23 protein-coding genes are annotated in these 26,533 nt (G+C 56.7%); 11 read left to right on the top strand and 12 right to left on the bottom strand.

The features are described 5' to 3' along the window. The first annotated feature begins 282 nt into the window (after window positions 1-282). From VLX68_15585 to VLX68_15575, 3 genes are all read left to right on the top strand, one after another. Window positions 283-3,042, top strand: a complete 2,760-nt coding sequence (locus VLX68_15585) for a glycoside hydrolase family 3 C-terminal domain-containing protein (GenBank protein HUI93669.1) — start codon at window positions 283-285, stop codon at window positions 3,040-3,042. A gap of 203 nt (window positions 3,043-3,245) precedes the next feature. Beyond that, on the top strand, window positions 3,246-5,663 hold the full coding sequence (locus VLX68_15580) for a glycoside hydrolase family 3 N-terminal domain-containing protein (protein HUI93668.1): 2,418 nt from the start codon (window positions 3,246-3,248) through the stop codon (window positions 5,661-5,663). A gap of 123 nt (window positions 5,664-5,786) precedes the next feature. Continuing rightward, a complete protein-coding gene (locus tag VLX68_15575) occupies window positions 5,787-6,485 on the top strand; it encodes an HAD family hydrolase (GenBank protein ID HUI93667.1) in 699 nt (232 codons plus the stop codon). Between the two features lie 107 nt (window positions 6,486-6,592). Here the strand turns inward: VLX68_15575 and VLX68_15570 are convergent, their stop codons facing one another. Next, entirely contained in the window at window positions 6,593-8,713 is a 2,121-nt protein-coding gene (locus VLX68_15570) for a GreA/GreB family elongation factor (protein HUI93666.1), read from the bottom strand. A gap of 301 nt (window positions 8,714-9,014) precedes the next feature. Between VLX68_15570 and VLX68_15565 the strand changes: the two genes are divergently transcribed. The 5 genes from VLX68_15565 to VLX68_15545 all read left to right on the top strand — a co-directional run bounded on the left by VLX68_15565 (window position 9,015) and on the right by VLX68_15545 (window position 12,908). Next, complete coding sequence (locus VLX68_15565; protein HUI93665.1) at window positions 9,015-9,746, top strand: DUF4388 domain-containing protein; 732 nt, start codon at window positions 9,015-9,017, stop codon at window positions 9,744-9,746. Window positions 9,747-9,915: 169 nt separating this feature from the next. Next, window positions 9,916-10,995 (top strand): T9SS type A sorting domain-containing protein, encoded by a 1,080-nt coding sequence (locus VLX68_15560; protein ID HUI93664.1) that lies wholly within the window; start codon window positions 9,916-9,918, stop codon window positions 10,993-10,995. Beyond that, window positions 10,992-11,570, top strand: a complete 579-nt coding sequence (locus VLX68_15555) for a DUF4424 family protein (protein ID HUI93663.1) — start codon at window positions 10,992-10,994, stop codon at window positions 11,568-11,570. Before VLX68_15560 ends, VLX68_15555 begins: the two co-directional genes overlap by 4 nt. Before the next feature lie 106 nt (window positions 11,571-11,676). Further along, window positions 11,677-12,255, top strand: coding sequence for a flavodoxin family protein (locus tag VLX68_15550; protein ID HUI93662.1), 579 nt, complete (start codon window positions 11,677-11,679; stop codon window positions 12,253-12,255). Between the two features lie 14 nt (window positions 12,256-12,269). Next, window positions 12,270-12,908, top strand: coding sequence for a class I SAM-dependent methyltransferase (locus VLX68_15545; protein HUI93661.1), 639 nt, complete (start codon window positions 12,270-12,272; stop codon window positions 12,906-12,908). Window positions 12,909-12,955: 47 nt separating this feature from the next. Here VLX68_15545 and VLX68_15540 read toward each other — a convergent pair whose 3' ends face one another. After that, on the bottom strand, window positions 12,956-13,318 hold the full coding sequence (locus tag VLX68_15540; GenBank protein ID HUI93660.1) for a PilZ domain-containing protein: 363 nt from the start codon (window positions 13,316-13,318) through the stop codon (window positions 12,956-12,958). A gap of 230 nt (window positions 13,319-13,548) precedes the next feature. Here VLX68_15540 and VLX68_15535 point away from each other — a divergent pair, with 230 nt between their 5' ends. From VLX68_15535 to VLX68_15525, 3 genes are read left to right on the top strand one after another with little or no spacing between them, the layout of a single operon-like run. Beyond that, window positions 13,549-14,088, top strand: coding sequence for a septation protein A (locus VLX68_15535; GenBank protein HUI93659.1), 540 nt, complete (start codon window positions 13,549-13,551; stop codon window positions 14,086-14,088). A 28-nt stretch (window positions 14,089-14,116) separates the two neighbouring features. Beyond that, window positions 14,117-14,893 carry a methyltransferase domain-containing protein gene (locus tag VLX68_15530; protein HUI93658.1) on the top strand — a complete coding sequence of 259 codons (777 nt, stop codon included), beginning with the start codon at window positions 14,117-14,119 and terminating at the stop codon, window positions 14,891-14,893. Beyond that, window positions 14,890-16,287 (top strand): hypothetical protein, encoded by a 1,398-nt coding sequence (locus tag VLX68_15525; GenBank protein ID HUI93657.1) that lies wholly within the window; start codon window positions 14,890-14,892, stop codon window positions 16,285-16,287. The genes VLX68_15530 and VLX68_15525 overlap by 4 nt, the downstream gene beginning before the upstream one ends. A 65-nt stretch (window positions 16,288-16,352) precedes the next feature. On the opposite strand, the gene VLX68_15520 is transcribed toward VLX68_15525, so the two are convergent. The 10 genes from VLX68_15520 to murG form a co-directional block, all read right to left on the bottom strand. Beyond that, window positions 16,353-16,895 carry a DUF4416 family protein gene (locus tag VLX68_15520; GenBank protein HUI93656.1) on the bottom strand — a complete coding sequence of 181 codons (543 nt, stop codon included), beginning with the start codon at window positions 16,893-16,895 and terminating at the stop codon, window positions 16,353-16,355. Beyond that, complete coding sequence (locus VLX68_15515) at window positions 16,864-17,712, bottom strand: hypothetical protein (GenBank protein HUI93655.1); 849 nt, start codon at window positions 17,710-17,712, stop codon at window positions 16,864-16,866. Before VLX68_15515 ends, VLX68_15520 begins: the two co-directional genes overlap by 32 nt. Further along, window positions 17,709-18,617 (bottom strand): hypothetical protein, encoded by a 909-nt coding sequence (locus VLX68_15510; GenBank protein HUI93654.1) that lies wholly within the window; start codon window positions 18,615-18,617, stop codon window positions 17,709-17,711. Before VLX68_15510 ends, VLX68_15515 begins: the two co-directional genes overlap by 4 nt. Before the next feature lie 374 nt (window positions 18,618-18,991). After that, window positions 18,992-19,975 carry a hypothetical protein gene (locus VLX68_15505; GenBank protein ID HUI93653.1) on the bottom strand — a complete coding sequence of 328 codons (984 nt, stop codon included), beginning with the start codon at window positions 19,973-19,975 and terminating at the stop codon, window positions 18,992-18,994. A gap of 194 nt (window positions 19,976-20,169) precedes the next feature. After that, window positions 20,170-20,370 carry a hypothetical protein gene (locus tag VLX68_15500; protein HUI93652.1) on the bottom strand — a complete coding sequence of 67 codons (201 nt, stop codon included), beginning with the start codon at window positions 20,368-20,370 and terminating at the stop codon, window positions 20,170-20,172. An 89-nt stretch (window positions 20,371-20,459) separates the two neighbouring features. Then, window positions 20,460-21,845 (bottom strand): cell division protein FtsZ, encoded by a 1,386-nt coding sequence (ftsZ, locus tag VLX68_15495; protein HUI93651.1) that lies wholly within the window; start codon window positions 21,843-21,845, stop codon window positions 20,460-20,462. A gap of 105 nt (window positions 21,846-21,950) precedes the next feature. Then, entirely contained in the window at window positions 21,951-23,186 is a 1,236-nt protein-coding gene (gene ftsA / locus VLX68_15490; GenBank protein ID HUI93650.1) for a cell division protein FtsA, read from the bottom strand. A gap of 68 nt (window positions 23,187-23,254) precedes the next feature. Then, the gene (locus VLX68_15485) at window positions 23,255-24,067 is read right to left on the bottom strand and encodes an FtsQ-type POTRA domain-containing protein (GenBank protein ID HUI93649.1); all 813 of its coding nucleotides are present in this window, start codon (window positions 24,065-24,067) and stop codon (window positions 23,255-23,257) included. Continuing rightward, entirely contained in the window at window positions 24,060-25,439 is a 1,380-nt protein-coding gene (gene murC, locus VLX68_15480) for a UDP-N-acetylmuramate--L-alanine ligase (GenBank protein ID HUI93648.1), read from the bottom strand. Before murC ends, VLX68_15485 begins: the two co-directional genes overlap by 8 nt. Then, window positions 25,436-26,533 (bottom strand): undecaprenyldiphospho-muramoylpentapeptide beta-N-acetylglucosaminyltransferase, encoded by a 1,098-nt coding sequence (gene murG / locus VLX68_15475; GenBank protein HUI93647.1) that lies wholly within the window; start codon window positions 26,531-26,533, stop codon window positions 25,436-25,438. The genes murC and murG overlap by 4 nt, the downstream gene beginning before the upstream one ends.

The following is a 26,533-nucleotide window of genomic DNA, read 5'->3' as shown; positions in this document are numbered from 1 at the left end:
GTCTCCTTGAGGGTTTTGGGGGGAGACAGGGGGCGCGGCGCTCTTTAACAAAGTGAAAGAAAGAGGGGGGGCTCCTTTCTTTTACGAACGGCGGGGTCTTTTCAAACAGGAAAAGGCCCTGCCGGCTTTTTGCCGCGGCCGCGCACCGGCTACGCCGGATACTTTCGCAACTAAGCGGGTTGCTCACTTGACCGGTGAGCATTGGGGGGGACCCACCGCGGGAAAGTATCCGGCCGGGCCGACGCGCCGTTGTGGTGAACGCATATAAACCCGGCGGCTATTATGACCTTTCGGATCAGAGCAGCCCTCGCTTTTGCTTGCCTTTCATGCTCAAGCTTCGCCTCGTTTGGCCAGGATATCCACCTCACCGGAACCGTAAAGACCGTAAACGGCACGGGAATCCCGGGCGCCAGCGTCAGCCTTGCGAACGCAAAGGCCACGGTGCACACCGACGCAAACGGTGCCTATTCAATCATCCAGAAGCTCGCCGCTCTGCCCCGCAGCGCGCAAAACGCCGTGCTTGAGGCTCCGGCATTTGTCAACAACACGCTGTACTTCGGCGTCTACGGCGCGGCCGAGCAGGTGTGCATCGAAACGTTCACCCTGTCGGGCAGGCGGATAAGCGCGGCCGTCAATGCGACGCTTCTCCGGGGAAATTACGCCCTTACCGCTTTTCTGCCGCGCGGAACCGCGCAGGTATGTTTCGTGCGCGTCAAGACGGGATCGCAGAAAACCGTGCTCAAGGCGCCGCCTTTTCCTGGGCAGGCGCCGCGACAAAGCCGCCTGGCGCTTTTAGATGAAGATAAAATCCCCAGCAACCTTGCACGGCGGAGCACGGCCGTGGACACCATTCTCGTATGGGCGCAGGGATATGCACGGGCGCGCTCGGTGATTTCCTCCTATGCCGGAATCTATAACTTTACTTTGGAGAAGACCGTGTTCGCCCTCCTCTCCCCCGCCGACAGCGCCGTGGTGACCGCGACGCGCAAGCCCGTGCTCAAGTGGGGAAAAGACACCAACGCGGTGAGCTACGATGTGTATCTCAATCTTTCGAGAACCGATTACAACTGGGCGGACACCGGCGCGAGCCTGCTTGACAATTACACACAGATCGCCGCGGGCACGCCCGACGACAGCATCATCGCGCCGGCGCTCCCCGACCGGTGGACGTACCGGTGGTACGTGGTGTCGGTTGACGGGGCGGGAAACCGGAAGGCCTCGGCCCTCCGCACGTTCAGCGTGTATAATCCCACCATCGACACGTCGGCCACGGCCTACGACAGCGTGGCCGTCATCAACGGGTGCAGGGACCTGAATAAAAACGGCACCATCGAGCCGTATGAAAACTGGCGGCTGCCCGTGGCCGTGCGCGTGCGCGACCTGCTGTCGCGCATGTCAAAGACCGAAAAAGCCATGCAGCTGTTTTTCAACGCGTTCAACTATCCCGGCGCAGGCTGGTCGTCGTCGCTCAGTATCGGCGACCTGCACACCGTGCAGATCCGCGCCGCGCAGGCGAAATGGGGCATCCCGGTGGTCCCCGCGTCCGACTTCATCAGCGGGTACACCACCACGTTCCCCTCGCAGGCGGCGCTGGCGGCCACGCGCGACCTGGGTATAATTTACAAATGCGCCGCCATGCAGCGCGACGAGCAGCTCATCCAGGCGTACAAGGGCACCTTTTCCCCCACCGCCGAGGTGGGGACCAAGGTGCTGTACGCGCGCATCGGCGACGGGTGCGGCGAGAACGCCGATTTCGGCGCCGCAATGATAAAGGCCATGGTCGCCGCGTGCCACGACGGCCCGGAGCTCAACCCGCGCTCGCTCCTTGCCATACCCGGCCACTGGCTGGCGGGGCAGGATGACATCCCGTTCGACACCGTCACCATCGCCTATCACCTCAAACCGTGGCGCGCCGCGCTCGCCGCGGGCGCGGCCGCGGTCATGGCCGGGCTCGGCACCAACAGCGCCTACTTCACCAACACCAACGGCGCCAGCACCAACCGCCAGATGCTCGGGTTCCTGCGCGATTCGCTGCGGTTTGACGGCCCCATCTTCACCGAATGGCTTGACAAATCGTTATGGCTCGACTGCCTGCTCGCGGGCGCCGACGTGCTCACCGGCGCGAGCCCCGGAGACGTTGACCTCCCGACCTTCGCGTCGCAGGTGCCCGACAGTGTTATCGACGCCGCCTGCGCGAGGGTCCTGTCCGTGAAATTCAGAATGGGGCTGTTTGAAAATCCCTACGGCAACGCCGACTGGAACAACGCGGTGCAAACCGACCCTGCCCATGCACAGCTCGCCAGGGACGCGGCAAAGGCATCCTTGACCCTGCTCAAGAACAACGGCGTTCTGCCACTCACCCTGTCGGCAGGCGACACGCTTATCGTGGCCGGCGAACGCGCCAACGACGGCAATAGCTATACCGGCTGGGGCAGTTCGTTTCATGACACCACCATCTGGTTGACATTAAGTAAACGCGCCGCCGCCGTGCAAGCCGGGGCGGTGTACGATTCCGCGGTGGCAGTACACACGAACGCGAAGGCCGCGGTATGCGTGATCGGCGAGGAGAACTATACCAATATTCCTTCGTGGGGCGCGAACACCGTTGACATCCCGCTCCCTGATCTCGAACTCATCACAAGCTATAAACATGCAGGTATTCCGGTGATAGTCGTGATAATCATGCCGAGGCCCTATGCGCTTGGGTGGCCGAGCGACAGCGCCGACGCGCTCGTTGCGGCGTACCGTCTGGGCGACGGCGGCGGCTCTGCGGTTGCGGGGCTCGTATTTGGAGACTTTACGCCTGGAGGAAGGTTGCCGTGGCAACTGCCCCGGTCGATAGACCAGATCGGGCTCAATGACCCGAAATCCGCAATCGAACAATGGGACCTTCCCTACGATATAGGCGCAACGGGCCAAGAACGACAGAAAATTCGCGGGCTTATCGCCACAGGCCGGCCGTGCAACACCGGTACCGGCGATTCTTTATACGGTGATCCTCTTTATCAATATGGGTTTGGAATACAAGGTTGGGGAAAATAAAAAGGGTTTTTCATGGTGTTTGCAACGCAAAAGGAGGCTTTTTGTCATAAAAAAACTTAAAAAATCTTCCAATTAGTATTATATTTCTAGTTGGACCAGAACGGCCAAATATCATTGGCGTGCATGAGGTTTCATCGACTGATATTTTCAATCAAAAATCAAAATCTTTTCAACTTTTTCATTTTTCAAGGGGGAGGTTTTAAATGAAGCAATGGATCCAGGCAATACTTTGTGTTGCCCTTCTGAGCGTCCCTGCCGGCGCCATGGTAACCGGCCGCGCTGTTGACGGCAGCGGCAATCCGGTTCCCGACGCAATGGTGTATTACACCAGCATTGCGAACCGGCTGGATTATGTCTACTCAAATCCAAACGGTGATTTCTGCCTGCCGTCTCCCACGGAATGGAACCTTGCCGATCCGCCGATGTATAAATCGTGTGTCACGGCGGTCCATCAATTTCCTGCATCAAACGCATCAGTCCCGGCATTTAACGTTATGCTCCGCGGTTCCGCAATACTCTTTTCCGTAGGCAAGGGAAGCAGTAAAATAACCGCGGATATTTTCACCATTGCCGGGAAACACGTGGCCCGCGTCTTTGACAAACAGCTTGGCGAGGGCAGCTATTCCCTCAATCCTTTTGCACAATTCGAGAAAGTGACACAGCAGACCTACGTCATACGGATAAGCGACGGTGCGAAGACGGCCTCGGTGAGCCTGCCGTATATGGGCCGGAACGCCTTTGGACCAGCTTCAGAAGCACTGGCCACGCCGTCACCGACGCTCAAGAAAATAGCAGCCATCGACCAGCTGCGAGTGGGCAAAACCGGGTACACGCCGAAAATCGTAAACCTTACGACTTATTCCGACAATGTCGGCGATGTCGCCATTACGTCCATCAATATCGAAGCCAAGACGGACTCGATCCTCGCGCTCATGACGGTGGCTGAAAAAGTGGGCCAGTGCGTGCAGGTGTCGAATGCCGCTTATATAACCTCGGCCTTTGCGGGTTCGTTCCTTAAAGGCAGCACCTGGGCCGCGCAGCAGTCGAACCAGACTGCCGCAATGTCAACGCGCATGAAGATCCCGGTCACCATTGGCACCGACTATGTGCACGGCGGCCCCATGGTATATTTCCCGCATAACGTCGGCATGTCCACGACCGGCGACACGCTCCTCACCGAGCTTGCCTACCGCATCTGCGGCATATGCTGCAGGCAGGGCAACAACGAAAACTTCGCGCCCTGCATCGACGTGCCGCGCAACGACAAGAACGGACGCGTTTACGAAGGTTGGGGCGAGAACGTGGACGTTACGAAGCATTTCGCCCGTGCCGCGGTCCGCGGTCTGCAGGGCTCCGACCTTTCGTCCGATTACTCCATCATCGCGACGTGCAAACATTTTGCGGGCGCGGGCGGAACAACGGACGGCATCATGCGGGGACAGACCGCCACCGGCACGTGGGACGTTCTCTGCAGGATCCACCTGCCCCAGTTCCACGCAGCGGTCGACGCGGGCGCCGCCGCCGTCATGACCTCGTACAACTCTTTTCCCACTTCGTCAACAAACAACGCCCAGCTCGCCATGACCTGCAACACGACCCTGATCACCGACACGCTCAAGAACGGGTGGGGATTCACGGGGTATGTGATATCGGACTGGGACATGGGCACCGACGCAAGCGTGGGCGGCACCACACAGGGACCGATCAATGCGTTGAATGCAGGTCTTGACGTGGCAATGCAGCCCGACAATACGGACGCGTATATCAACGCGCTCAAGGGAGCGGCGGGCGGCCAGATCCCCCAGGCGAGGATCGACGACGCGGCGAAAAGGTGCATCCGCGTAAAATTGGAAATGGGACTTTTTACCACCCAGATGCCGAACCAGACCCTAGGCACCCTCTTTTCCGACGCCATTTACCGGAACGTCGCCCGCGCCTGCGTGCGCAAGGCAATTGTGCTGCTTAAAAACAGCAATTCGGCTCTGCCGCTCAGCAAGACGGCAAAGATCGCCGTGGTGGGCGCGTGGGCCGACAATATGGGCGTGCAGTGCGGCGGCTGGTCGGAAACGGGCGGCGACGCATGGCAGGGATCGACAACGGCGCACGGCATTGCCGGCGCAACCACCATTCTCCAGGGCATGCAGGCGGCAATCAACACGGCCGGCGGCGGCAGCATCACCTATTACGCCAACGGAACGGGTATTCCCAATACCGTTGACAAGATCGTGGTGGTCGTGGGCGAAACGCCCTATGCCGAAGATGCAGGCTACAGAGCGGATATAACGCTCGGTACGCAAAACGGTGTGGACCAAGCGGCCCTTGTGCAGACCTGTGCCAGTGTGGGGAAACCGGTGATCACCATCCTGCTCACCGGAAGACCCAATGTTCTGGGCACCATTCCCGACAACAGTACCGCGCTTGTCGCCGCGTGGCTGCCTGGCACTGAAGGCGAAGGCGTTTCCGACGTTCTGTTCGGCGACTATAATTTTGTCGGCAAACTCCCCTATACCTGGCCGGCGAACAACAACCAGGAGCCCGTCAATGAGGGCACTATGGGAGACGCGGTCGGCAGCGACGTATCCGCCCCGCTGTATCAGTATGGTTTCGGATTGACGTATTAGCCGTTTATCGCGAATGGTCATTTGACAAAAGCCACACCAAACCGGTGTGGCTTTTGTATTTTATTATTAAAATTCTTTGCGTCCCCCCGCTTTCGCGGGGGCAAGCTTTGCGAGAAGTCTTTCATGCCGCTCATCGCCCTCTTCGACATCGACAAAACCCTCATCGCCCGCTCGTCCGCGCATCTCAGGGCGTTTTTCATGTCGCTCAAGGCCGTATACGGCGTTGAGGCCGAGGCAAATGTGATAAAGCACTACGGCATGACCGACCAGCAGATCATCCGGGAAGTGCTGCGGGTCAAGGGGCTTGACGAAAAAACAATTGATAACGGGATCAAACGCTGCATGCGGGTGATGGTCGAGCGGTTCAACGAATTGAATCCCGCAGACACCATTGAGCTTCTTCCCGGCGTTTTCGATTTGCTCGAGGCGCTCAAGAAACAAGGAGCGCATATCGGGCTTGTCACCGGCAACCTCGAAGAAATCGCCCGGGCAAAACTCAAGAAAGCCGGTGTCGGGCATTATTTCACTTTTGGCGGGTTCGGTTCCGACAGCGGCGAACGCAGGGAAATGGCGGCGCTTGCACTCAAGCGCTGCGGCGCCCTTTACAATATGACCGTTAGCAATAGAGCCGTTCTGTTCGGCGACACGCCCTACGACATGGAAGCGGCGCGGTCTATCGACGCACTCGCTGTCGGAGTGGCAACCGGGTATCCCACAAAGCAAGATCTGCTGGCCGCTGGGGCTGATGTGGTGTTTGATAATCTGGCGGACACTGAAGCGGTGATGGAGGCGATACGTGATAACCTATCATCCCATAGTTGAGGATGAGTGGAAGTTGAAAGATAAACGGGTTTTGTTCAATTCTTCACTTTCAATTTTCAACCTTCAACTTCCAGCTATTTTCTCTTCGGTGCATCAATCCTGAGACATTATTTTTTCCACACCTCAATCTTTTCAACTTTGTATTCCTTTTCATTAAACTTCACTGTCCCGCCAATTTTGCCGCCCAGCAGTGCAGCTCCCGCCGCGGAAGTATAGGAAAGGATATTTTTTGCAGGGTCCGAATCCCAAGGCCCCAAAATAGTAAGGGTAATCCCGGCGTTCTGTCCGGCAGTATCCGAGAGCGCCACGCGCGTGCCCACCGATATTTTCGAAGCGTCGACGGTCTTGGGGTCTATGTCGCGGGTCACGGCAAGCTCGTCGTGCAATGACTTTGCGCGGGACGAGAGCATTTCCTGGCGGTGGCGCGCCGCGTGGTATTCGAAGTTCTCCCGCAGATCGCCGTACTCGCGCGTGCGCTGGATTTCCTTGCTGTTCTGCGGGATGTCCACGGTCATGAGCCGGGAAAGCTCCTCGCGTTTTTCCTCGAGTTTCTCCTTTGTCACATACAGGTACTGTTTCTTTTCGCCGTGCAGGTGCGGGTGCATGGCGAAAACATGTTCGCGGACGCGGTCCTTGCGGTAGTCCTCGAGCCCGGAGTCGCGGTTGAGCGCGTCGAGCACGCGGGTCGCGCCGGCAGCGTCGAGCGTCGAGGCGGCCTTGTCGGCCGCCTCGCCCGGGTCAAAGAGCCTGCGCAGCGACGCGTGAAGACCCTTGAATGCCTTGTTGTCAAGGACGCGCAGCAGTCCCAGGAGGAATTCCACGTTGGCGCGGCCGAGCAGCTCCGGCCGCGAGGGAATTTCGCGGCAGAGCCAGGCATAGAAGCGCGGGGCGGTTGACGGATCAGAAAGCGCCTGCGAGACCGCCTTGTCGCACTTTTCGGCGTTTCCTTTTTGACGCAACGAATCATAGAGAAACCCCAGCGCCTGGCCGTCCTGCTCGTTCTGCATGAGCCTGGCAAAAATGTCCGGCCAGTCTTCGCGCACCTCGGCGGTGAGCGCCATGGCCTTTTTGCGCGTGAGGCGGTCGGCGATTCCGGCAATGATGTCTGCGGCGCTGCCGCGCAAAAGCACCTCTTGGGGTGAGAATGAAAGCGCGGACTGCCCTCCCTTGTCGAGCGACAGCGCGATTTCAAGGCACAGCGACGGGTTGGAATCTTTCAGCGCCTGCGCGTCCTTTACAAGACCGGCAAGCATGGTTGCCGCGAGTTCCTTTGAGCGGCCCGCGTGCTTCTGCATCAGGTGAAGTTTCTCCATGGGTGAAGCCGTTTCAAACTGTTTCGCGATCGCCGCTTCGGCGTCGGTGCTGGAATCGCTCCAGGTGACGGCCGGTTTTGCTCCGCTGCCCACGGTGAGGCGCCTGTCCTTGCGCGCGCGCGCCCACCAGGCGGCCCATTTCTCGTCCGGTACCACGCCGCCGAGCATCTCGCGCAATTCGGCAAGGGAAAGATTTTTCTTGACGCTGGAGAAAAGCAGGCCGAGCAGCGCGCCGGGATCCGCTTCCGCCATCTTCGAAAACTCCGCGGCCGAATCGAGCTTCCTGCTCAAAAAATGCTCCTGCGGCAATGATCGGCACAACCGTTCCGCTTCGTCAATCTTGAAGGAAACCTGCTCGCCGTTTTCAAACAGGATGCGAAGCACTTCCAGGGAAAGATTGACTTCCTTTACGCGCCCCGCGCCTTTTCCCGGCATGTACACCGGCCTGCCTTCGTCGTAGCGCAGCCATGCTTCGAGCAGGCGCAGGGTCTCGGTGCCGGGGTTTTCCTGCGCATGTATGTGCTTGACAAATGCTTCATAATGCGGGCTTGCCGCGTAGAATGCCTTAAGAAACGCGAGCAAGCCGTTTCTGGCAATGACGCAGTCGGGCCAGATCCCCAATACCGCCTGCAGCAGGGCCGCCACTTCGGCGTCCCCGCTTTTTTCCCGCAGGCCGTCGATATGCAGCTGCAGGAGGGCCGATGCGCGGTCGGCCTCCTTTCTTTTCACGAAAAACCGGTACGCCGGAAGATAATAGTCGGTGTCCTGCGGCGAGGCGTCCAAGTGCTCAAGAAGCGCGGCCTCAAGTCCGTCAAAATCGCTTTTGTCAATAAGCGGCTGATACGGCGGCGTGGTTTTAAAAAAGGGCTTATCCTGATGCAGGACCCCATCATCCCAATTGAATGTGTTGGACATTATTTATTTTTCCATTTGTAAATAATGAATGACGCGTCCCAAAGAAACTGCTCTCCGCGGGTGCGCCCAGCGGATGCAAATATCTTGCAGCAGGCGGCACCGGCCGCGCTGGTTCTAGGATGCAATTGTAGAAAACAACCTGGAGCGCGACCGGGCCGCAGCGAGGGGGATACCTCCCCCATCCGCAATATTATTTAATTATCAAATTTAAAAAATACTTATCGCCTGATCCTGAAAAAGTAATCATTTCAGACCACTAATTTCCCTTGTCCGATAAACTCCATATCGTATTTTTCTTTTTATGGCGAACCTGTTTCTGGTACGATATCCCGAGGCGCCCGTGCCCGTCCCTGAAAAGGGAAAAGTGACCATCGGCCGCGCCGAAACGAACACCATCGTCCTCATCGAACCCCGCGTCAGCCGTTTCCATTCGCAGATCGAATACCAATATTCGTCGAAGGCATTTACCGTGAGCGACCTCGGGAGCGCAAACGGCACCTATTTAAACGGCCGGAAACTCTATGCCCTTGCCCCGACGCCCGTTGCCGACGGGGACAAGATCCGCGTCGCCTCGAGCGTGTTCTCCGTGCGTTTTGTCAACGATCCTGCCGAAATCAGCCGTGAATTCAAGGAACTCAGTTCGCAAATCCATTTACAGGCCACCGACGTCATCAATGTCGCCGACATCAAGTCCGCGATCAGCCAGTCGGCGTTCCTCGGAGACCTCGAGCACCTGTGCGCCGTGGAGCTGTTCCAGATGCTGGAATACGGCAGGAAAACCGGCATCCTCACGCTCACCTCCGACGTCGGGAACGGGACGTTCAACTTTGTCAAGGGAAACGTGATTTCGGCCCAGTTCGGAAAGACACGTGACGAGAGCGCCGTTTATGAGGTGCTCAAGTGCATGAGCGGAACCTTTTCGTTCGCGCCGCGCGCCGACATCGGGGAAAAGCCCCGTTTTCGCGCAAGCACCACCATGCTGCTCATGGAAGGGTGCAGGTTGATGGACGAGGCGAGCATCGAACGCCATTAATACCCTGTACCGCCTTTTCTTCATCCTCCTACAGGGGTTTTCCAGCAGAAAACACTTTTTATCGGGAACGTAACGTAATTAGGGAATATCGTTTGTTCCAGTGGTATATTTAGTAATAGGAAAGACGATTTTCTGGAATTTTTCTGCGCTGAAAGTAAAGGGGGGTACCATGCAAAAAAGACGCATAATTTCCGCAGTGATTCAGGCGGCTGCTGTTTTTGGGGCTACTGCCGTGTTTGCCAACCCGATTTCTCCGACTCAGTACGTTGTGCTGTCGGAAGTTCAGATTATTGACCCCACTCACTGGACGGTGGAGTTTCTTTATTCGAACAAGTTCAATGCCGTCACCCTTTTGTCCGATACCTTTACCTACGATTTTTCGCTTGTAAACAAGAGCATTGATACAAGCTATCACCCGAAAATCCCAATAAAAAAGAACGGCTATGGCCTCATAACTCCTCAACAATATCCCACGCTGCAGCTCCATCCGGGCGACACGGTCACGCTTCAATGGAATCACTTTGGCAGCTTTAACTGGGAATGTATTATAGACCGCAGGCTTCAGCCGACGCAATCCATGGCAGCGTACCAGGGATTTTACCAGGGTGGTTACGGAACGTACGCAAGCGTTCTCTGGTGTTTGGATGCAACTCCGACGTTAGGATATGCAAATGATTCAACCGGTATTTACGGTTGTCTAAAAGGTCTTGTTTGCGACGGTGATAGTATTCCAATTCCGAATTTTCAACTTGCATATTACAATCCGTTTCCCGGACTCCTTAACGGTATGCAGATGTCTATTAAAACAGACACCAACGGGCGTTTCTTTTGGCCAAATCTGGTTTCGTCATACAAGTTTTCATTTTTCTCTTCTAAGTATGGCGGCAATTTCGGCCCCTTTTCCGTGGTTCCCGAATGCACCCTCAGCGTGGTGTGCAAGTTTGATGATTACATCGCAACAGCATCGAACAATCCGGTTTTTCGTTCAACCCCCTCCTCGATAAAGATAGTTGGCGTCACGAAAACCAATGCTGGCGCACTTATAGTTTTTAATGGCGGTGATGCAACCGGCGACTATACCATTGATATTTTTTCCCTCAACGGGAAAAGGATGCATTCCACAACAGTTTTCAACTCAGGCCCTGGCACGTATTCTGTCAGTTGGTACAATGCACCGCCGTCGGGGACCTATGTCGCCAGAATCCAATCCCCATCATCTTCGATTGAAAAACGCTTTTCAATCAGATGATCCGCGCGCTTTCCGTTATTGCAATCTTTTTACTTCTTGCCCCCGCGCGCAATTTTGCCGGCAACATCGACTTTGTCAAGGAAAACATCTTCATCTCCCTCGTCCTTCCCGACACCATGTGCGTCAAGGGCGAATATTTCTTTGCCTCCACGGACGGTTCGGCCATCCACACGACGGTCATGTACCCCTTTCCTGTTGATTCGTCCATCAATTTTCCCTGCTTGATACGCGTGCGCGACAAGGCCGGACCGGTCGCCTTTCAATCCAATCCCGGGCAGGCGATGATCCTCATCCCGGTCTCAATCGCCAAAAACGACACGGGCAAAACCACCGTCGTGTATCGCCAGAAACTCAAAAAGAACTCGGGACGTTACATCCTCACCACCACCCAGACCTGGCGGAAGCCGCTCGGCAACAGCAATTATTTTATTACCGTTCCGTCGCATGCCATCCTTAATTTCTTATCCTACGAAAGCGACTCGGTTTTTACGCGCAAAGATTCAACGGTGTATTTCTTTTCTAAGAAGGTGTTCATGCCCACCAAGGACCTTGTTTTTTCCTTTTGCAGGCGCTGATCCGCCATTCATCCTCATTTTTTTCCGCGCATTCACTTTGATCTCAAATCCGAAAGTATTTTTCATGATCATCAAATTGTGATTTCCATTGAATAAAGGAGTTCACATGAAAGCCCTTGCCATCAACGGCAGCCCCCGCAGCAACGGCAACACCGCCATTCTGATAAACCGCGTGCTTGCTGAACTGGAAAAAGAAGGAATCCAGACGGAACTGATCCAGCTCGGCGGCAAAAAAATCAGCGGATGCATTGCCTGCTACAAATGCTTTGACTCCAAAAACGGCCGTTGCGCGCAGGGTGACGATTGCGCAAATGAACTCATCGGGAAAATGCGCGACGCCGACGCCATCATCCTCGGCTCACCCACCTATTTCGCGGACTGCACCGCCGCGACCAAGGCGCTCATGGAACGCGCCGGGTTTGTGGCACGCGCCGGCGGCGACCTGTTCAAGCGCAAAGTGGGCGCGGCCGTGGTCGCGGTGCGCCGCGCGGGCGCGATCCACGCGTTCGATTCAATCAACCACTTCTTCACCATCACCCAGATGATCATCGTCGGCTCCTCGTACTGGAACATCGGCATGGGACGCGAAAAGGGCGAGGTTGAAAAAGACCAGGAAGGGATTGCGACCATGGACACGCTCGGGAAAAACATCGCCTGGGTGCTTAAAAAACTTCATCAGAAATAAGCGTGGCTCCCTGTATGAATTTTTTCGCCCATATTCTCGCGCGCCAGTTCCGCAGGCCTTCCGGCCTTCTTGCACTGTACGCGGTGCGGTTCATGGAGAAGAACAACCGTGCCAGGATAGAACGGGCGATAGACAAATGCGAAATACGGGAGGCCGACACGGTCCTTGAAATCGGGTTCGGCCCGGGGATCGGCATCGCCCTTGCGGCGCAGCGGCTGAAGTCCGGCAAAATATTCGGGCTGGATTTTTCGCGATCCATGGTGAAAAAAGCTTCACGGCGCAGCCGGCAGCTCATAAAGTCGGGCAAGGCCGAGCTCATGTTCGGGGACATGGATCCCGCGCCGTTTCCGGATAACTTTTTCGACAGGATATTCGCGGTCAATGTCGTTTATTTCTGGCCGCTGCCCGAGCGCGAGCTCGGCGAAATTTTCCGGATGCTCAAACCCGGCGGCAGGGCCGTGCTTTATTTTTCCGACCGGCTCGCCATGGACACGGTCCCCTACACCAATACGGGCGTGTTCCGCAAATACACCGCAGAAGAATTCCTTCCGGTCATGCAAAGGGGCGGATTTAAAACAGTCACGTGCGAATCAGCGGTCGAGACACGGGCCGGAAGGGAAATGCTCGGGCATTGCTTTGTCGCGGAGAAATAAAAAGCCGGCGCAGGGCTCACCGGAGTTCATTGATGATTTATTACGCGCTATTCCGCGGGAGCAGCCCCGCTTGACAGACGCTTCAACACTTTTCGATGCGCCGATCCCACGGTGGTGAACTCGACGCCAGCCTGCATGTATCGGTGGTCCTGTGCGTATTGTGTTTTCACCCACACCACCTTGCCGTGGAAATGCACCGCAGGGCTGTAGGCCCTGGGCTGCAGGGACATCACGACCCGGTCGCCCAGTTTAAGCGGCTTTTTCGTGCTGACCTGCGCGCCGCCCAGGCTGATGTCAACCAGCTCGGCGACATGCCTGCCGTCCCAGATGAATAGAAACTTCTTCTTGTAAAGAACAACGCGGAGCTGTTTCTTGATCCGGGGGTGTTTGCGGCGTTCCCTGTGGTTCACATGGCGCCTTTTGCGGGAAGATGGTTCCGATCCTTTTCTCTGCTACATTTTACCCGATAATTTCTCCGGATGCAAGGAAATTCTGCGCTTCTGAATTGAATAGGATCATCTATGGACCGGTTGATTACAACTTGGTTTTCATGTCTCTTTGTTACGCTGTTACTTTACGGAACAGTTATTTTCCCCTATTGATTGCCGAACAGTTTTTTCATTAGAAAGCCTTTTTCTTTATGAAACTTCTCTTCGACCTCCTTCCCGTCATCCTGTTCTTTGCCGCCTTCAAACTGAAGGGGATCTTCGTCGCCACGGGTGTGGCGATCGCGGCAAGCGCGCTCCAGATCGGCTGGATGCTTGTCAGGCGAAAAAAAGTCGAGCCCATGATGTGGGCCAGTCTTGCTATCATCGCGGTGTTCGGCGGCGCCACCATTCTGCTGCACAACGAAACGTATATCAAATGGAAGCCCACCATTCTGTATTGGCTCATGGGCGCCGTGCTTCTTGGCGGCCAGATGTTTTTCCGGAAAAACGCCATGAAAGGCCTTCTCGGAAAACAGATGAGCCTGCCGGACAAATCTTGGGCCGCGTTGAATATGAGTTGGGGTGTTTTTTTTGCCCTGATCGGATGCGTCAACCTGTTCGTGGCCTATAATTTTTCAACCGACACCTGGGTGAACTTCAAGCTGTTCGGCATCATGGGGTGCATTGCGGTGTTTGCGGTGGCGCAGGGCCTGGTGATTGAGATGAAGGAAAAAGGCAAGGCGAAACCGTAGACTTGTTGCTTTTGACAAGGAGCGCGTGATGAACGAGCCCGCAGAGAACATCAAGCAGAAGATCATTGCAAAATACGACCGGGAGGCGATAAACAAGGACACCCGGGAATGGCTGCAACAGGGCGGCACCGAACGCGTCCCGGAATCGCCCGCCGCGCACTATTTCATAGACCGCAAGGTGGCGGAGGCGCTCAGGCTGTGCGGCACCGATGTTTCCCGCGCGTCAAGGGCCCTGGAAATCGGATGCAGCTTCGGCCACATGACCGCCCTGCTTTCGAAGAAATTCGATTCGCTGACCGCGGTGGACATTTCCCCCGAAAGCATAAAAATCGCGGAAAAGCGGCTCAAGCATTACGGCATCGCCAATGTCACTTTTATTGCCGATGATGCCGAAACACTGTCCCGCCTTCCCGACGACGCGTTCGATGTCGTATTCTCATTCTCCACCATACGGTTTTGTCCGCGCCCGCACGAGGCGCTGAAAGCCATTCATAAAAAACTGAAGCCCGGCGGTATTGCCGTCATCGATTTCCCCAACAGGCTTTCACCGTGGCATATCTTTATCAAGCGGGCGGCGGGGATCAACAGGCATATTTTCGACCATCTTTTTTCCACCGTCGAAGCGCAAAGGTTGTTCCTGGATGCCGGATTCGGCGTAAGGAGAATCAAGAAGTTCCTGTTCATTTCAAAAAGGTTTCCCTCGTCATTGCTGCCACTCCTCAAAGCGGCGGAAACCGTCCTTGAGAAGGTTCCCTTTGCCGCCGATTTTGCCGGGATCATCATGATCAAGGGCGTCAAAAAATGACAAACGGGAAAGTCATCTGGCCTCCCCACCCCTACAAGGCGGGGTTCTGCGTCACCGATGACACCGATGCCGCCACCTTCGAACAGATAACAGCGGTGTATGACTTTCTCTCGTCACGGCATTTCCTGACCACAAAAACGGTCTGGCCGTTTGAGCCCTCCGACAACTGCGGCATCCCTCCCGCTCCCGCTTCGACGCTGCGGGGCGTCACCCTGCAGGATGCCCGCTATCTTGATTACTGCAAGAAGCTGCGCGCCATGGGCTACGAGCTGTGCCTGCACGGCGCGTCGGCCGGAAACAATCTTAGAGAATCCACAAGAAAAGCCCTTGAGTTTCTTCAAAGGGAATTAGGGCCTTCCGACACGTTCATCTGCCATTCCAAGAACGCCGAAAACATTTACTGGAATGAAAAAATAACCTCCCTGTTTCCGTTTCATCAACTTCTTAAGGCATTCTCGGGATTCGAATGCAGCGGCGAGACCCGAACAAGCCCGTATTTCTGGGGCGATATGTGCCGCATCGCCGTAAACCAGATCCGCCTGTACCGGACAAGGCGGATAAACACGCTGAAAAAGAATCCCTCGATGCCGTACCACTGCAGGCAACGCCCGCTTGTCAATGGATGGTTTTCGGCCACGAAACGGTCGCTTGCCGATTGCGCCGGAAAAGAAGAGCAGGAACGGCTCATCAGGGAAAACGGCCTCACGGTCCTGTATCAGTACCTCCACCGGTATGCCGGCCCGAATGGAGGCAGCCTCAAAAGGAGTTTCACGGACGCGGTCGAGTCGCTATTGTCAAATAATGCCCTGCGCATAGACACCGTTTCGAACACGATGAAACGGCTTCGTTTGATCCAAGGAGTCTTTATTCTGCATGAGAGAAATCGTTTTTGGATTGTCAACACGAATACTACGCCGGTTGATTCCCTACAGGTGGTGTTTGACCGACCGGTGCATTTGACTTCCGACCTTTGCGCAATAGAGACTTATCATGACACGGCAACTATAGCCAATTTGCCGGCAAACTCGATCGTGAGGATCGTTTCCGACGGCGCAATCGCTCTCCGTGGACGGCGGTGTTTTGCTTTGACCGGCAGGAACCTTGTCCGTCAAAAATTCGAAGGCGCGACGCTGTATGTCAACCTTTCAGATTCCCAATGGCAGGCGTCGAACGGCATCAGCGTGAAGCCGGCGTCATTTTTTCTCGATGCCGAGCTATCGGGTACAGGTTTCCCGCTGCTGTCGAACCTACCGCTGACGGAAGAAGTATCGCTGCTTTTGGGCCAGATATGGATTATCGCCCGCGAGGTGCTGTTTAAGGGCCGGAGCCTGAACAGTAAAAAATATTTGGATGATTCAAAGGAAATATTGCTTGAGAATCATGACAATTGGTAGGTAACTGACCCGAAATCGATTAGTTGACAGATTATAATGTTCTGATTATTTACCATGCCACTCTTTCATGCTGTTTCCTTCTTGCATTTCTTGACTTGATCCAAATATTTATTTCGAATTTCAATAAGGTCCCGGTCATACCTCCCATCCTTGAAATCCGGGAACGACCATTCAAACGGCTGGTACTTCCCCGCCTTGTACCTTCCCGCAAGATCGGCGTAAATTCCCTTATCGAGGTAAATCTTCTGGCCGGCTTCCTTTGCGGATGCGAGCACCACTTTGTTGTGGTCAAGGTACCCTGCGTCGCAATTGACCGTTCTTTTGCCGCCAACGGCCAGTTGGTTCTCAATTTTATTGCATTCGAGTTTCATGTCAGCCAGCAAACCGGGCTCTGCCAGTTTTTCAAACGCGAGCAGCCGGCGGTACAGCGGCGCTCCCATTTCCGGCTCGTAATAATCGGTGACATCAAACGCATGATCGGCTCCTTCAAAATCAATCGCACCCCATTCTTCAACGAACAGCGGTCGCACCTTTTCCAGGACGGCAGGGTCCTTCAACAGCACCGCAATGAAATATTTAACGAACGGCGGCTTTTGAGTCGAGGCCATACTTCACGATCTCCAGTGCGCGGGTGACGATGTTTTTGTCCATTCCGCCGATGGCGGAGAAAAATTCAATTTGTTTTTCCTGCGTGAGGATGAGGCGCTTGGTTCCCTGGGAATCGCGCTCCGCGAGCACATTGCCCTGCAGATACCGGTGGCGGCCGTTCACGGTGCGCGTCAGCACCGGATAGCTCATCATCTCGAATGCAAACGACTGCTCCCACGCCTTGCCGAATGCACTGTCGCTCACCGGCCCCAGTTTGAACGTAAGCCGCAGCTTGCGGTTTCCCTTGACGCTCGTGTAAAGCTCGAGCCGGCCGCCGTTTGCCGGCCGCAGTTCCACGGTGTTGAACCCTGTTTCGATAAACGCCGGCTTCTCAACAGGCACATTGACCGGTGCAAACAGCAGGTATCCCGGATCGAGCAGCAGTACGCCGCCCGGCTGCACGATGACGAGTCCGCAATGGGTGTCGGGACCGTAATGCCGGTCGGCCAGCACCGGGTACGCTTCGATGCCGAGGCGATCGAACATGGCAACAACGCTTGCGGTGAGGGAAAAGCATGTGCCGCCGGTTCCCCATTTCAAAAAATCACCGAGCAGTTCGTCCGGGTAGCGCATGGCCGAGGACGCGCTGATCACCGTGTCGGCCTTGAGAATTTTCGTCAGGTTCTCGAACGGCAGATTTTTAAACGCGGCGGCGACCTGCGGTATGAGCAGGTCGCGCTGCCGGCCGGGGCGTATCCCCGTTCTGGCGCAAAAGTCAGAAAAGATTTCCGTATCGCGCACCTGGAGCCATGGCGCGTCGTGAACGCGGCGGGTCATTTTTTATCCGTTGTAAACAGCGGCTTGAAATCGTCGGGAAAGGCAAGTTTTTCCCTCGGGTGCTTGAACGTGCCCTCATAGGCCTGCGGTTCGTCGAAATACACCGCATTGCTGTGCGCGATGTCCATGATATACCGTTTGCCGGGACGCAGGCGTATCTTGAAATCGGCGACTTCGGTCTTGCCGTTGGTCATGGGCGTGCGCTGGGTATAAACATAGTCGGCGGGCGGGCAGGTGTAGGTGAACGCGTAAAAGCGCCGGCCGCCGTAATACAGGGAGTCGTTCCGCGCGACGGCGGTGAGCTCCGTTTCCATTTTATCAAGGGGAACCTCGCCGAATTTGCTTTCGCATTTGAAGGAGGTGAACCACTGGTACAGCTTGTCAACTGCCGCGGCTTTGTCGGGGAAGTCCTTCCCGTTGTCGGTGAGCCAGATCAGAAAGGTGAATTGCGCCCGGTCGCCCGTGGGTGCGTCGCTTTTTTTGATCTTCCCGATGAGCACGACCGCATACGTGCCGTCTTCCATGTATCCCACGTCGATCACCTGGAACCCGGGCAGCAGCACCGCCTTTGCCTGCGATTCAACGTAGTCATAGACCAATTTGAAGTTCTCGACCGTTGTTTTCGCGGAAATGGTGATGCCGGCTTTTTCGCAGGCCTGGCGCTTGGCGTCGAGGATGGCCTCCATGCGGTCCTTTTGCGCGCCGTCCTTGTGGTTGTCGCTGATGCCCTTGACCGATATGTCGATGATTTCCTCGCTGCCCCGGACGGACGAATACAGGAACAGAACCGCCGCAACAAGGACGGCGGTCGAATAAAGGGCGATTCTAAATGCAGCGGCAAGGGAATGCCATTTCCGCAGGACGTTGGTCTGTGTGCCGGCAGGGATGGATTGGTTATTTGTCATGGATGATAAAATACGGCGCACGTGGGGAACGTGTCAACTTATTAAGCAACGGCGCAATGGGGATCATGAACAGAATGACGAACCCAGGCCGTTACTTTGCCGCTAAAAGGATATATTTTATCCTCAAGCAATTATCCTCCGAATTTATTTGAGGGAACCTCCAAAAATTGAAAAACCTCGCAGCGAGCTGCGGGGAAGCTTTCCATTCCTATGGAGGGAAAACATACTTATAGTCGCTCGCTATGGGATTCAAAGGCGCGGTTTGTCATTGTGAGCGAAGCAGCTCGTGTTTTTGACAGGATTTAGGAGCGGTTGCTTCGCCGTTTCACTTCTCGCGATATCGCTCTTCCATCCGCGGTGCTAAAAAAACACTTTCATTGAAGATTTCTTTGGGATTCAAAGGAATTTAATTTTTTTTGCAGAGCATGCGAAATAAAAACCCACACTACGATTTTAGGTTTGGTCTTCGCTTGTTTTAAAAACGAGGCGAGTATGGGCGGCCCATCAAGGTTGGCGCCCAAGCTAAAAAAGGTCCGCGCAGGAATCCCTGAAAACAGGGCTATCTGTGAACTCAATTGCGCGCCATAGCTTCGGCCGATCTCGGTAAAACTATCGCCAAAAATCATAATTGGAGCGTCCTTGCCACCTTTGAATATTTGCCCGTCACCTGAAACTACTGCCTTCCAAGCAGCAGGGGTTTCCCTACCACGTTGCGCGCCCTTATTCAGAGCGGTGTAGAGGTCTTCGAAGCGCCCCCCAACGGTGTCTACTGATTGCAAGTCCAGTTGCTTTGACAACGCGGGCTCCAATTTCATTATTTCACCAGAAATTACTTTGGCCGCAATGATTATGCCTGTTTGATTCCAGTGTGAATCATACTTAAAGTACAAGGTATCCCGGCCTTTCAAAGACCGAAAGACCGGGAGAAGGTCAATGACATTGACATTAGATTCTCGCAGATTCCTGATCAGGCTTTCGCGTTGTACGCTGACCGTCACAGGGTCACCCAGGTTCAGCAACTCCGGATAAACATCGCTCTTATCGGGCACGGGAACAACGAAGAGCCGAATGCCCTTCATTTGCAGCTTCCGGTTAAAATCAATAATCGTTACGCCATTTTCCTTCGGCCACGGCATTACTTCATAGGAAAACCCTTGCCTGAAAAACAGCCAACCATTGTTGCCCTCGACCACAAGGGAACCCCGCGTAAACAGTGCTGTTAAAAACAGACGGAGGGAGAACTGGGGTGAAGGTGAAATCAAGGCAAAGGAGTAAACCAGGAATAAACCCAAAAGCAACACTGCTGTTCCAGAAGATAAAAACAATATCCTGGGAAACAACTTCCTGAATCCTTCCAAAATATTCCTCTTTGTTGAAGCGGTTGGACTGCGGTTTTTCATTTAAAAAGAAAATACATATACCCGCGCTCCGGAATCAGCAATTCTGTAAAGGGGGTGCGGGGGCCCCATGGCCCCCGCGTACCGGCAGATACCCGGGCACCCTAAAACCCGGGTTGAGGAACTTTTACGGGGAACTTACACCCTACACTCCACTAACTGCACATTTTCTCTTCACACTGTCTGAGATCGGCCGCGATCACGTGCGTGCTCTGGTCTTCGGTGTTGTACCAGAAGAACAGCTGGTCGTTCTCGCGGGTAAAGCAATACTGGAACTCCTTCCGCGACGCACACGGGAAAATCCTGTCGTGTATCGCGTTTGCCTGACTCATCAGTTTCTCTTCAAGCTCGGTCATGAATGCTCCTCATGATTGCTGAAGTGAACGGACTGTCTTCCTCCCTTTCTCCCCCTTCTCTCATTGAGAGAAGGGGGCCGGTGGATGAGTTACTGCATCTGTTTTCTTAAAAAGGTCGGCACATCCATGTCGTCCTCATAGTGCTCGATGATGTTGCCTTTTGAGACCACAAAATGTGCGTCTTTCTTTGCCGTCTTTTCCTTTTTAAGGAACGCCGGGAACTCAAGCTGCTGCGAGGCCGTTGCCGCGTTGTTGTTGGCAACAACATGCACCACCTGCCTTGGAGTTTCTTCCGGCGCGCCGGAAAGCACCTGAAGGTTTGGCTCTTCCTTTTCCTCCTTGATCGCGGCCTCAACAAACGGCTTTTCCTCGACCTTGGGCGCCGCCGCGCTTGCAAGATTGAACGACATCTGCTCCGCGGCATGCTCCGCGTGCGCCTTCTGCGGGGGCGTCGGCAGCTTGATGGAAAGCTTGGTCGCATTGACCTCTTCCTTTTTCTTCTCAAGCCGTTCTTCGCTGAAGCCGGTGGCGATCACCGTGACGCGGATCTTGCCGCTCATGGCAGGGTCGGTCACCGCGCCGAAAATGATGTTGGTCTCAACATCTTCGCCCACGGCGTCGTAGATGGTCTGGGTGGCGTCGTTGACATCGTACAACGTCATGTCCTCGCCGCCCGTGATGTTGATGAGGATGCCCTTTGCGCCGATGATGGAGATGTCGTCGAGCAGCGGGCTGTGGATCGCGTTGTCGGCCGCGGTAGGCGCCCGGTTCTCGCCCTCGGCGTAGCCGGTTCCCATGAGCGCGTCGCCCATGCCGTTCATGATGGTGCGCACGTCCGCGAAGTCGAGGTTTACCAGGCCGTGCACCGAGATCAGGTCCGAAATGCCCTTGGTGGCCTGGTACAGCACGTCATCTGCGATCTTGAAGGCGTCAATGAGCGACGTGGTGCGGTCAACAATTGACAAAAGCTTCTGGTTGGGAATCACGATGATCGTGTCCACGTTCTTGCGCAAATCGTCAATGCCCTTGCGCGCGTTGCGGTCGCGCACCTTGCCCTCGAATAAGAAGGGACGCGTCACGATCGCGACCGTGAGAATCCCCAGCTCGCGCGCGATTTCTGCGATGATCGGCGCGCCGCCCGTGCCCGTGCCGCCGCCCATGCCCGCGGTGATGAACACCATATCGGCTCCTTCGAGCATGGCCGAGACCTTTTCGCGGTCCTCGTCCATGGCGATGCGGCCGATTTCCGGGTTTGCGCCGGCGCCCAGGCCTTTAGTGATCTTGTCGCCGATCTGGATGCGGTGGGTCGCCTTGTTGTTGTCGAGCGCCATCGCATCGGTGTTGATCGCTATGAACTCGACGCCCGAAAGCCCTGCCGCCACCATGCGGTTTACCGCGTTGCCGCCCGCGCCTCCGACGCCGACCACCTTCATCTTGGCCTTGGCGCCGAAATTCTCGTCCAGTGTGAAAACCATACGAACCCCCTGTTAAAGGTAGAGTGTGATTGATATATAGGAAATTCTGTTCATTTTGTTTTTCTCGTTTCCGACCTCACCCCTTCGCCCCCAGCCCCTCTTCCCCTAAAAGAACTCCTTCACCCACGCTTTCATCCGGTCGAATATCTTCTTGAAGCTGTCCTCGCCGGCAAGGCTTCTCTTGGTCTTTTTGCCGCGTCCGTGCTTCACGCCGTAGATGCACAGGCCCACGCCCGTCGCGTGGATCGGCGACTTGGCCGCCTCGGTGAGGCCGCCGAACCCGGTGGGCACGCCGATCTTCACCGGCATCTCGAACACTTTTTCGGCCAGCTCCTGGATGCCCTCCATGAGCGCGCCGCCGCCCGTGAGCACCACGCCCGCGCCGAGCATGTCGGCGTATTCGGTGCGCTTTATTTCCCGCAGCGCAAGCGACAGAATCTCTTCGAGCCGAGGCTCGATGATAGACGACAGCACCGCCTTGCTCACCTCGCGCTGCTCGCGGCCGCCCACGCCCGGCACGCTGATGTACTGGTCGCCCTTGACAAGCGGCGAGTAGGCGCAGCCGAACTGCTTCTTGATCTCCTCGGCCCGCTCGATGGGCGTGCGGATGCCGATGGCGATGTCGCTCGTCACGTTCTTGCCGCCCAGCCCCACCACGGCCGTGTGCCTGATGCTCTCGTCGAAGTAAATGGCGATATCGGTGGTGCCGCCGCCCATGTCGATGAGCGCCACGCCGAGCTCCTTCTCGTCCTTCTCGAGCACGGCGTAGCTCGACGCCAGCGGTTCCAGCACCAGGTCGCGCACCTTGAGACCGGCCTTCTCCACGCTCTTGTAAATGTTCTGCGCGCTCGTCACCGCGCCCGTGATGATATGCACCTGGGTCTCCAGCCGCACCCCGCACATGCCAATGGGGTCTTTGATGCCCTTCTGCTCGTCGACGACGAACTCCTGCGGGATCACGTGCAAAATCTCCCGGTCCATGGGGATCGACACTGCCTTTGCCGCGTCGATGGCGCGCACCACGTCAAGTTCCGCGATCTCATTGTCTTCGCGCGAGATGGCCACCACTCCCTTGCTGTTGATGGCGCGGATGTGGTCGCCCGCGATGCCGACATACACCGACTCGACGTCCACGCCGGCCATGAGCTCGGCCTCCTCCACCGCCTTCTGAATGGAATGGACGGTTTTGTCGATGTTCACCACCACGCCCTTTCGCAGCCCGTCGGACGGGCTCACTCCCACGCCCACGATCTTGAGCTCGTCATTGGCGCCGATCTCCGATATGATGCACGCGATCTTAGTTGTCCCTATATCGAGGCCAATGAAACTGTTGTCTTCCATGGTACTCCTCCACTAGAATAATGGTATATGATGGTCCCGCCCAACCGGACAGGGACTGATAGTTTCCTTTACCATTGCAGGTACGCCAGGTTTTCGTAGCACAGGTTGATCCTTTTGGGCAGCCCCCTGGCGGCGTTCTGTTCGCCCTGCACGATCTGCTGCAGCCGCCGCAGCAGTTCCGCTGTCTGAGCCTCGTTGATTTCAATCACCGCGGGCGCGTCCTCGAGTGTTATCCTTACGGTCCGCGGCAGGGAAAAATCCGCCTGCGAGATGCGCTTCGCCGCCGACGCGTTCGACGCTTCGCAGTCCGCCAGAAACTGTTTAACGCGGCAGAGCGCGGTCTCGCTGAGCCGCCCCGCGCTGTCGGGCCAGAACCCCGACACCACGGGAAGGTTCGAATACGTGGCGGCGAACAAGGGCAGCATCACACCGTCGGCGTCGAGGTATTTCACGCGGCCGCAATTGACAAGCGCAATCGGCTGCCGCTCTTCGATGCGGATCGCCACGGTGCTGGGGAAGCGCCGCGCCACGTGCGCCCGCCGCACCCACGGCATTCGCTCGAGCGCCTGCCGCACCGCGGCGGGCTTCACCTGCGTCATGCGCATGCCCGGAGCGATGCCGATCAGCCGCACCGCCTCCGCCTTGTCAACGCGCACGCACCCGTCAACCACGATGGTCTTCACCGTGAACAGCGAGGAGCGGTTGACCCACGGCACGAGCTTTACCGCCGCGACAATGCCGCCGCCGCACACCAGGAGCGCGATGACGGCGAACTTCGCGTATCGCAAAAGCCCGGACGCCGCTTTTCCCATGGCCCGGCCGGCCGCGCGGCGTTTTTCACCGTGCCTTCTGCGCCGGTTCGCACCGACATGCTTATGCATCCCGGATCCCCGAGAGTATGTCTTTGCATATCTTATTGATGTCGCCCGCGCCCATGACCACCACCGCGTCGCCCGCCCTGCACTCAGGCGCGAGCTGCGCCGCGATGTCGGCCTTTTTCTCTATGTAACGGGCATGGGCATGCCCGAGTTTTTTCGCTTTTTCCACGATGGCGAGGCTGTTGACGCCCGCAATCGGCTCCTCGCGCGACTGGTAAATCGCGGTGACCACGAGTTCGTCGGCGGCGCACAGCGCCTGCGCGAACCCGTCGAGAAAGTCGCGCGTTCGCGTGTACAGGTGCGGCTGGAACACCGCCACGACGCGCCTGTAGCCGGCGCTGCGCGCCGCCGCGATGGTCGCCGCGATTTCGCTCGGATGGTGCGCGTAATCGTCGATCACGGTGACGCCCGCCTTTTGCCCCACTATTTCGAAACGCCGTTTGATCCCGCCGAAACCGGCGAGGCTCCTGGCGATTTTGCCAAAATCAACCCCGAGCTCGGTCGCCACCGCGCATGCGGCAAGCGCATTCTTGACATTGTGGAGCCCCGGAATGGTGAGCTCGAGGACGCCCAGTTTCTGCGCCTTCTTATGGACCGTGAAGGCAGTTTTCCCTCCTGTAAACCGTATGTCCCGGCCCGAATAATCGGCCTCCCGCGACACGCCGTAGGTGATCGCCGTCTTCGCGTAGCCCGCCAGCAGCTCGCGCACGCCGGGCTCGTCGGCGCAGGCGACCAGCGCGCCGTAAAACGGCACGAGGTTGGCGAACTGCAGAAATGCCGCCTTTATGTCGTCAATTCCTGAATAGCAATCCAGATGGTCGGCCTCGATGTTGGTCACCACCGCGACCGACGGGAACATTTTCAGAAACGACCGGTCGAATTCGTCCGCCTCCGCCACCAGGATGTCTCCCTTTCCGACGAGCGCGTTGGTGTCGTAGCGCCGCAGGATCCCGCCCACGATCACCGTCGGCGTCATGCCCGCATCGTTGAAAATCTGCCCGATGAGCGACGTGGTCGTTGTCTTGCCGTGCGTTCCCGCAACTGCGATGGAAAACTTCATGCGCATGAGCTCGCCGAGCATCTCTGCGCGCCGCATGACCGGAATTTTATTGTCGCGCGCGTACGCCCGTTCCGGGTTTTCTTCTTTTATCGCGCTCGAATACACCACGAGGTGCGCGTCGCGCACCAGGTTCGGTGCATGGCCGTACTGAATTGTAATGCCCAGCGATTCGAGGCGTTTCGTGATCGCGGACGACTGGCGGTCGCTGCCGGTCACGGTGTAGCCGGCCGTGCGCAGAAACTCGGCAAGGCCGCTCATGCCCACGCCGCCGATGCCGATAAAATGAACCGTTTTCCTCTGGTTGAGCAGCATCATAGTCCCAGGTCTTTCGAAAGCGCCATGGCGATTTTTTTCGCCGCGTCGGCCGGGCTGTTGTCGAGCGCCCTCATGCGCATCGTGTTAAACGTCTTCTCATTTGACAATATCGTCTCCACGGCTTTTTCCACGTTCGCGCCGCACGCATCGTCCTGCGCCACGCGAATCCCCCATCCCTGCGCCTCCACCAGACCGGCGTTGACCCATTGGTGGTTTTCGGCAGCCCACGGCAGCGGGATGAGCACGCACGGCAGGCCGAAGTAACTCACCTCGGAGAGCGTCGATGCGCCGGCGCGGCCGATCACCAGCTTCGCGGCCGCGTAAAATGGGTACAGATCCGTTATCGTGGGGAACAAAAACATTCCTTTCCGCCGTTTGAAACGCTCCGACAGTCCGGCAAACGACGGGCCGCCGGTCTGCCACACCACCTGCGTGCCGGCTGTGGCCCATTTGTCGACCGGGGCGGCAAGCAGCGCGTTCATGCTCTGCGCGCCCTGGCTGCCGCCGCATACCAGAATGGCCTTTCTCGTTTTGTCAAAGCCATCCGGATAGTTGAATCCGTCATATGATTTTTCGCCGGACCGCACCGGCGTTCCGGTAACCTCGCCAATGCCGGCCAACCGGCGCTTTCCCGCAAGCGGGAACCCGAGGAACACCCCGGCCGCATTGCGCGCAAACAGCCGGTTGACAAGGCCGGGAATGGTGTTCTGTTCCTGCAGGTAATACGGTACGCGCCGCAGCCGCGCCGCGCTCAGCACGGGAGCGCACACGTAGCCGCCGAACGCCACGACCGCGGACGGCCTGTTTTTTCCGAACCGCTTAACCATTGTACAAAATGCATTGACAAACCGGACAGTTGCGCGCAAAACGCTCAGGCTCAATGCGCGCCGAATTCCTTCCACGTCAAGAATCTCCAACGGTATTGCGTTCCGCTCGCACAGTTCCTTCTCGCGGCTGCGGCTCGTTCCGATCCACAAAAGCGACGCAGCCGGCATGCGGCTGCGCAGCTCGAGCGCAACCGACAGCGCGGGAAAAATGTGGCCGCCCGTGCCGCCCGCGGCAATCACGATCAATGGATTCGAAACACCCGCCAT

It is taken from the genome of Chitinivibrionales bacterium, assembly GCA_035516255.1.
Classification (GTDB): domain Bacteria; phylum Fibrobacterota; class Chitinivibrionia; order Chitinivibrionales; family FEN-1185; genus FEN-1185.
Note: the sequence above shows the minus strand (reverse complement) of the source record. Positions and strands in the feature narration are given on the sequence as shown.